Origin of the sequence: Mesorhizobium sp. M4A.F.Ca.ET.020.02.1.1, assembly GCF_004022645.1 — a bacterium.
Lineage (GTDB): Bacteria > Pseudomonadota > Alphaproteobacteria > Rhizobiales > Rhizobiaceae > Mesorhizobium.
On record NZ_RZOI01000222.1, the window covers coordinates 1 to 8,072 of the forward strand.

5 protein-coding genes and 2 pseudogenes are annotated in these 8,072 nt (G+C 65.8%); 3 read left to right on the forward strand and 4 right to left on the reverse strand.

The window, feature by feature from the left end; all coding sequences use genetic code 11:
• From EN742_RS15780 to EN742_RS15790, 3 genes and pseudogenes are all read right to left on the reverse strand, one after another.
• Positions 1–759, reverse strand: a pseudogene (locus EN742_RS15780) (6-hydroxynicotinate reductase); the annotation flags it as partial.
• On the reverse strand, positions 756–3,530 hold the full coding sequence (locus tag EN742_RS15785) for a molybdopterin-dependent oxidoreductase (protein WP_245492332.1): 2,775 nt from the start codon (positions 3,528–3,530) through the stop codon (positions 756–758). The gene EN742_RS15785 and the pseudogene EN742_RS15780, both read right to left, overlap by 4 nt.
• A gap of 17 nt (positions 3,531–3,547) precedes the next feature.
• The gene (locus tag EN742_RS15790; protein WP_126057011.1) at positions 3,548–4,408 is read right to left on the reverse strand and encodes a xanthine dehydrogenase family protein subunit M; all 861 of its coding nucleotides are present in this window, start codon (positions 4,406–4,408) and stop codon (positions 3,548–3,550) included.
• Positions 4,409–4,658: 250 nt separating this feature from the next.
• On the opposite strand from EN742_RS15790, the gene pncA reads away from it, so the two are divergent.
• The 3 genes from pncA to EN742_RS15805 all read left to right on the forward strand — a co-directional run bounded on the left by pncA (position 4,659) and on the right by EN742_RS15805 (position 7,778).
• The gene (pncA, locus tag EN742_RS15795; RefSeq protein ID WP_128332999.1) at positions 4,659–5,273 is read left to right on the forward strand and encodes a bifunctional nicotinamidase/pyrazinamidase; all 615 of its coding nucleotides are present in this window, start codon (positions 4,659–4,661) and stop codon (positions 5,271–5,273) included.
• Between the two features lie 46 nt (positions 5,274–5,319).
• On the forward strand, positions 5,320–6,732 hold the full coding sequence (locus tag EN742_RS15800; RefSeq protein WP_127405818.1) for a sodium:proton antiporter: 1,413 nt from the start codon (positions 5,320–5,322) through the stop codon (positions 6,730–6,732).
• 89 nt (positions 6,733–6,821) lie between these two features.
• Positions 6,822–7,778, forward strand: coding sequence for an ornithine cyclodeaminase family protein (locus EN742_RS15805; protein WP_128333000.1), 957 nt, complete (start codon positions 6,822–6,824; stop codon positions 7,776–7,778).
• Positions 7,779–7,783: 5 nt separating this feature from the next.
• Here EN742_RS15805 and EN742_RS15810 read toward each other — a convergent pair.
• Positions 7,784–8,072 (reverse strand): annotated as a pseudogene (locus tag EN742_RS15810) (ABC transporter ATP-binding protein); the annotation flags it as partial.

The window sequence follows — 8,072 nt, forward strand, 5'->3', positions numbered from 1 at the left end:
CTCGTCGACAAGGCCGCGCCATTGCGTGGCGAACATGCCGATGGTGGCCGAGCCGCAGCCGACGCGCATGCGGTGCTCGACCTTGCCGTCGATGACCGGCGGTTTGCCGGCTTCAACGATGACCGTCGCGCCGCCATCGATGGTGAGTTCCACCGGCTTGCGGTTGCACAGGTTGAGCAGCGCATCGCAGGTGGCGCGGCCTTCGGTCTTGGAGCCGCCGGTCAGATGATGGACGCCGCCGAGCGACAGCATCTGCGAGCCGTATTCGCCGGTCGTGACGTGGCCGATCGCCTCGCCTTCCGACCGCACTGTTGCCGTCTCGTCGCCGATATGGCGATCGGTGTCGATCTTCACCTTGACCCCGCAGTAGGAGAAGATGCCCTCGGTGACGACGGTGACGAGATCGACGCCGTCGACCTCCTGGCTGACGATGAAGGGCGCCGGCTTGTAGTCGGGATAGGTGGTGCCGGCGCCGATGGCGCTGACGAAGCGCCGGCCGGTGTTGACCAGCTCGCCGTTCCAGGCTTCGCCTTCGGCGACGAACGGCACGACAGCGCCGCCGGTCTCGGCTGCGTGGTCGAGGATGGTCAGCGGGTCCATGCGCACGATACGGCCGCCGACATTGCCGTAGCGGTCGCAGGCGCCGGTGCGGCCGTCGGCGATGTAGCACATGACCGGACAGGCATCGCAGCGGATCTTCTCCGCCACCTGCTTCTCGCCGGGATCGTGGGTTTCGAAACGTTCGGCAAGCTCGCTCATCGGCGCGCCTCCTTGTCGCGGATCGCCGCAAGGATGCGGCTCGGCGTCGCCGGCACCTTGGTGACGAGCACGCCGGTGGCGTGGCGGACGGCGTTGAGGATCGCCGGCGCGGTCGGGATCAGCACGTGTTCGCCCAGCCCCTTGGCGCCGAAGGGTCCTTCCGGGTCCGGAACCTCGACCAGTATGTGCTCGACCGGCGGCACGTCGCCGATGGTCGGGATGAGGTAGTCGTGCAGGTTCTCGGTGCGGCCGGGGATGTATTCCTCCATCAGCGCCATGCCGATGCCCTGCGCGATGCCGCCCTCGATCTGGCCCTCGACCAGCACCGGATTGATCGCCTTGCCGACGTCGTGCGCGGCGGTGATCCTGATCAGCCTTACGGTGCCCAGCTTGAGATCGACCTCCAGCTCGGCGATCTGCGCGCCATAGCCATAGACGGCATAAGGCTTGCCCTGCCCCTTGGCGTCAAGGGGCAGCGTCGGCGGGTCGTAGGTCTCTTCCGCAACGAACACCAATCCGTCGGCATTGGCTTTCAGCTCAGACAGGTCGACACGCCGTGTGGCGTCGCCTTCGCGGATGAAGATGCTGAAGCCGTCGAGCGCGATGGTCGCCCGGTCAGAGACATTGGCAAAGCGCAGGATTTTCTCACGCAATGCCCTGCCTGCCTTTTCGGCCGCCTTGCCGGTCACAAAAGTCTGGCGCGAGGCGGACGTCTTACCGGCGTCGGGCGTGATCGCGGTATCGGCGCACTTCAGGCGAAATTTTTGCAATGGCAGGCCGAGCGCATCGGCGCAGATCTGGCTGATGACGGTGTTCGATCCCTGGCCGATGTCGACGGCACCCTGATGCAGCACGACCTCGCCCGCGGCCGCGATGCCGACCTTGATGGTCGAGGGATTGGGCAGCGAGGTGTTGCCGCAGCCATACCAGCAGGAGGCGACGCCGACGCCCCGCTTTCTGTCCTCGCTGGCGGCGTTGAACGCCTCGGCCTCGGCGAGCGCGCGGGCCCAATGCGGGCGAAGCGCTTCCAGGCATTCGCCGATGCCGACGCCCGACTCGAGGCGCTGCCCGGTGACCGTTTCGGAGCCGTTACGAAGACAGTTTTTCAAGCGAAAATCAAGCCGATCCAGCCCAAGCTTGCCGGCAAGTTCGTCGTAGAGCGTCTCCTGCATGATCGTCGCCTGCGGCACGCCGAAGCCGCGGAAGGCGCCGGAGATCGGGCCGTTGGTGTGGATGGCCCGGCCTTCGGCGCGGTAGTTCGGCGTCAGGTAGGGGCCGGAGGCATGCACCGGCACGCGATTGGCGACGGTCGGACCCCAACTGGCATAGGCGCCGGTGTTGAAATCGCCGGAAAAGACCATGCCGGTGACGCGGCCACCGGCATCGGCGCCGATCGTCGCCTGCATCTCGGCGGGATGGCGCTTGGTGGTCGAAATCATCGATTCATTGCGGGTGTATGCAAGGGCCGCCGGGCGGCCCGTCCTCATCGCCACCAGGCCGATCAGCGGCTGCAGCGAGACGTCGAGTTTCGAGCCGAAGCCGCCGCCGGTGGCGGTCGGCACGATGCGCACCTTGTCGACGGCAAGACCGAGCACCTTTGCCGTGTCGTCGCGGTCCATATAGGGCGCCTGCGTGCAGGCGACGACGACCAGCGTGTCGCCGTCCATGTAGGCATAGCCGGCTTCCGGCTCGATATAGGCATGCTCGACATAGGAGGTTTCGATGGCGCCGGACACGGTGACGGCGGCGCCGGCAAGCGCTGCGTCAGGATCGCCGCGTTCGACGAAGCCTGAGGTGAGCAGGTTCGCCGGACGGTGCCGGTGCAGCAGCGCCGCGCTATCGGCCTTCGCGTCCGAGGGCTGCAGGACATGCGGCAGCTCGGTCCATGAAACCGGAAAATCCGTCAGATCGAGATCGAGGATCGCTTCGCGCTCGCCCGCCACCAGCGCAACCGCCTCGCCGCGAAAGCGCGCTTCGCCTTCCGCGAGCGCCGGCTGGTCGGCAAAGGGACCGATGACACCGAAGCAGTTGTGGCCCGGAATGTCGGCGGCGGTGAAAACGCCGGCGATGCCCGCATGGGCGCCCGCCCAGGCTTCGAGATCGCCGAATGCGAAGCGGGCATGGTAGTGGGGCGAGCGGACCACCAGCACGGCAAGCGCGTCGGCCGGGAAAGAGTCGCCGCCAAACTTCTCGTCGCCGGTAACCTTCGGCACTCCGTCGAGGCGGATCGGCGAGGCGCCGACGGCGCGGCCAACCTCTGGCATGCGAGGATCAAGGCTGTCGACGCGCCGCGATGCGTCCATGACGGCGGCGATGATCTTCCGGTAACCGGTGCAGCGGCACAGCACACCGCCCAGTGCGTCTTGCGTCTCGGCCTCGCTCGGCTGGGGATTGCGCTCGAGAAGCGCTGTCGCCGCCACCAGCAGGCCCGGCGTGCAGATGCCGCATTGCGCCGCGCCGTGATCGAGGAAGGAAGCCTGCAACGCCGACAGCCTGCCATTGGCAAGGCCTTCGACAGTGGTGACGGTCGCGCCCGACACGGAGGCGGCCGGCACCAGGCAGGCGCAGACCGGGTCACCGTCGACCAGCACGGTGCAGGCGCCGCAGTCGCCGGCGTCGCAGCCGACCTTGGTGCCGGTCAGCCGCAATTCGTCGCGCAGCACTTGGGAAAGGCGACGTACCGGAGGTACGGAGACGCTGACCGCAGCGCCATTGACCTCGAAGGCGATATCGCTGTGTTCCATGCTCATGCCGGACTGGACTTCGCTCATCTGAGGCTGAACCTGGCTCATGCAGCCACCTGGTCGCCAGCAGTGTGGCCGATAGCGGCAAGCACGGCGCGGGCGACGAGCTCGCGCGCCGCATCCTGTCGGTATTGGGCGCTGCCGCGCACGTCGGCGATCGGCGACAGTTCATCGATCGGCGCGGCGAGCACGACCCGACAGAGGGCTTCGTTGGCCGGCAGGCCGAGCAACGCCGCCTCGACGCCCGTGAGCCGCCTGGCGACCGCCGAGCAGGCGCCGACGGCGATGGCCGCTTCAGCGACGGCGCCATCGTCGACGACAAGGCGCGCCGCCGCCATGGCGATGGAGATGACCAGATAGCGTCGGGCGCCGAGCTTCACGAAGGCAGATGTGCCGCCAGCCGCCGGTTTCGGGACGCGAATGGCGGTGACCATCTCGCCCGATGCCAGGGCGGTGCGGCGATTGCCGAGAACGAACTCGCCGAGCGGCAGACGGCGCAACGCCTTCGCCGAGCGCAGTTCGACCTCGGCGTCGAGCACCAGAAGCGCCGGCACGCCGTCGGCGGCGGGCGAGGCGTTGCAGAGATTGCCGGCGATCGAGGCGACATTCTGGATCTGCACGGAACCGACGTCGCGCGCCGCCGCCTTCAACGCGTCGAAGGCGCCCGGCAATTGATGGCGGACCAGATCGGTCCAGGTTGTGCGCGCGCCGATCAGCCAGTGCGTTTCGCTCTCCACGATACCGCGCAGGGCCGTCAGGCCGTTGATGTCGAGAATGTTTTCGCGAAACGGCTTGTTGCCTTGCGCCGGATAGAAATCGGTGCCGCCCGCCAGGATGCGCCAGCGATCCTCGCCAAGCAAGGCGAGCGCCTCGTCGACCGTGGTGGGTTTCGCGTAACGGATCACGCTTTGCCTTCCAGAAAAGGGGCCTTTGCGAGGGACCTGCCGGCGTCCCGCTGGCAAAAATTCATTCGTATGCAAATGATATCAAGTCGGCAGGAATTGTCAAAGCCGGAGTTTCCGGCCTCCGCATCGGCGAGTGGTTCCACGCGATTGTTACGCCGCTGGAGGTTGACGTCGCCGGCCATCTGGTCAAGTTTCTGCGTCCGGTCGCGACAGCGGCATTTTACTTGAGCCCACGCTGAGGAGGAGGCCTATGGCCGACGAAGCGCTTGTTGTCATCGACCTGCAAAACGACTTCTGCCCCGGTGGCGCGCTGGCGGTGGCCGGCGGCGACGAGATCGTGCCACTGGTCAACGACCTGATCCGGCGAACCGAGCACGTCGTACTGACGCAGGACTGGCACCCTGCCGGCCATTCGAGCTTTGCCTCCAGCCATCCCGGCAAACAGGCTCTCGAGACGATCGACATGGCTTATGGGCCGCAGACGCTCTGGCCGGATCACTGCATACAGGGCAGTCTCGGCTCTGATTTCCATTCGGGTCTTGCCTGGACCAAAGCTGAGCTGGTGATCCGCAAGGGTTTCCGCCCGGCGATCGACAGCTATTCGGCCTTCTTCGAGAACGACCACACGACCCAGACCGGCCTGGCCGGCTATCTGCGCGAACGCGGCATCGACACCGTGACGCTGGTCGGGCTGGCGACCGACTTCTGCGTCGCCTTTTCGGCGCTGGACGCCGTCAAGCAGGGCTTCAAGACAACGGTGCGGCTAGACGCCTGCCGCGGCATCGACCTCAACGGCTCGGTCGAGGCGATGCTGAAGCGGATGCGCGAGGCCGGCGTGGTGCTCGAAGACCATTTGTCGGACTGACCAGACTGTGAGGCGTCGGGGGGGCTTCATACAATTGGCGTGGACACTGGCAGCAGGCCTACCAGCCCTGGCTGTCCTTCTGTTTCCGCAATTCGCCTTCGCAGCGGCGGACCACGAACTGCCCGGCGCGGCGATGTCGCTCTGGTGGGTGCTGCCATTTGCCGGCCTGCTGTTGTCGATCGCCACCGGACCGCTGCTCTTTCACCACGTCTGGGAGCATCACTACGGCAAGATCACCGCGGGCTGGGCAATGCTCGTGGTGGTGCCGCTGGCGATCGCCTTCGGCATCCCTTCGGCCATACAAGCGGTGCTGCACACGCTGCTCACCGAATACATGTCCTTCATCATCCTGTTGTTCGCGCTCTACACGATTTCCGGCGGCATCCTGCTTGCCGGCAACATCCACGGCACGCCGCTGGTCAATGCCGGGCTTCTGCTTGCCGGCGCGCTGCTTGCCTCGGTGATCGGAACGACCGGCGCCTCGATGATCCTGATCCGGCCGATCCTGCGCGCCAATGACAACCGGCCGTTCAACGCGCATGTCGTGATCTTCTTCATCTTCCTGGTCTCCAACATCGGCGGCTTGCTGACGCCGCTCGGCGACCCGCCGCTGTTCGTCGGCTTCCTGCGCGGTGTCGATTTCTTCTGGACGACCGCCAATCTCTGGCGCGAGACGCTATTCACCGGCGGACTAGTGCTCCTGGTCTTTCTGGGCATCGACACCATGCTGCACCGGCGCGAGGGCGGCATGCCGAAGATCATGGACCCGACGCCGGACAAGGAGGTCCGCCTGCGCGGCCTGCCCAACATTCCGCTGCTGGCCGGGGTGATCGGCGCGATCCTGATGTCGGCGACCTGGAAGCCGGGCGCCGGTCTTTCCATCCTCGGCGTCGGCCTCGAACTGCAGAACCTCGTGCGCGACGCCATCATCCTGGCGCTGGCGTTCGCCTCGCTCGCCGTCTCGCGCAAGAGCCATCGCGAGGCGAACGGCTTCACCTGGGGACCGATCGCCGAGGTGGCGAAATTGTTTGCCGGCATCTTCATCGCAATCGTGCCGGTGATCGCCATCCTGAGGGCCGGCCCCGGCGGCGCGCTGGCGCCGCTGGTCGCGCTGGTGACATCGCCTTCCGGCCAGCCGAACAACTTGGCCTATTTCTGGCTGACCGGGGCGCTGTCGTCCTTCCTCGACAATGCGCCGACCTATCTGGTTTTCTTCGAGCTTGCCGGCGGCGACCCGCAGCGCCTGATGGGCGAATTCGCATCCACCCTCGCCGCGATCTCGGCCGGCGCGGTGTTCATGGGCGCCAACACCTATATCGGCAATGCGCCGAACTTCATGGTCTTTGCGATCGCCAGGCATCGCGGCGTGAAGATGCCGGGGTTCTTCGGCTACATGGCGTGGTCGGGTCTGGTGCTGATCCCCGCTTTCCTGATCGCCGGCTTCCTGTTTTTCGGCTGAGCCGAAAAGCCAACCGGCGCTTCTGCGTATGCGGGGCCAGCGGTTTCTGCTATTGTCGGGGAGGGTGCGGGGTTACGTCGGGGGCGACATTGACCATCGAGAAGCTGCCCTATCTGTCAGCCGAATTCCTGGATGGCCTGGCGATTTCGACGTCCGATGTGGTCGACGAAATCGAGCGGCAGATCATCGGTCAGCGGCGGGGCGAAGTATGGTGTGCGCCCAAGGCGGTGGTGCTGCCAGGCGACGACCGCTACATCATGGCGACTCTCGGAGTAGCTACCGAACCTCGGGTACTGGCGACCAAGTCGCTGGTGGTCAATCCCCGTAATTCCGAGCGGGGACTTGCAACGCTTAACTCGCTGATCACCCTTCTCGACGCTGAGACCGGACTGCCGCTAGCTGTGGTCGACGGCAATTGGGTGACCGCGAAGCGCACGGCTGGTCTAAGCGCCGTGGCGGCCCGGCGTCTGGCGCGGGCCGACCCGGCATGCGTCGCGTTCATCGGATGCGGGGTTCAGGCGCGCGGTCATCTCGAAGTTCTGGCCGACCTTTTTCCGTTGCAGGAGATTCGAGCCTTTGCCCGGAGCAAAGGCAGTCGTGAAGCACTCTGCCGGATCGCTGAAACACGTGGTCTCAGAGCAGTCCCGAGCGATACTGCCAAGGCGGCGGTCGAACCCGCCGACATCGTGGTGACGACAGTCACGTTGATACCCGAGCCCGTTCCATTTTTGGATGCCCGATGGCTGAAGGCAGGAGTCTTCGCGACGATGACCGACCTGGCCCTGCCTTGGCTACCCGAAACCATGGCCATCTTCGATCGCATCGTCATAGACGATTTGGTGCAAGAGGCGCAGATGAGCAAACCCATGGTGAGACCCGAACTCGTCGCCGGCGACTTGACCGGTTTGGTCAGCGGCGACGTGCCGGGTCGTCAAAGCGCGAGTGAGCGAACGGCGTTCGCGTTCCGCGGCATGGCGGTCGGCGATCTCGCTATTGCCGGCCTGGCATTTGTGCGCGCGAAAGCGATCGGTGCGCTGGACGATTAGAGGCTTCAACCGACGCCGACATACCGCCTGACCGCCGACGGATCCGCGCGCAATTGCTCGACATCAACCGTCTCGCGGTTGCGGCCGTTCTCGATAAAGCAGACGCGGTCGGCGACCGACAGAACCGCATCGACGCGCTGCTCGACAAGAATGGTGGAGACGCCGCGCTCGCGCAGCTTGGCCACCGTCTCGCGGATCTTGGCGATCATCGACGGCATCAGACCTTCGGTCGGCTCGTCAATCAGCAGCACCTGCGGTTCGAGGCAGAGCGCACGCGCCATGGCCAGCATCTGC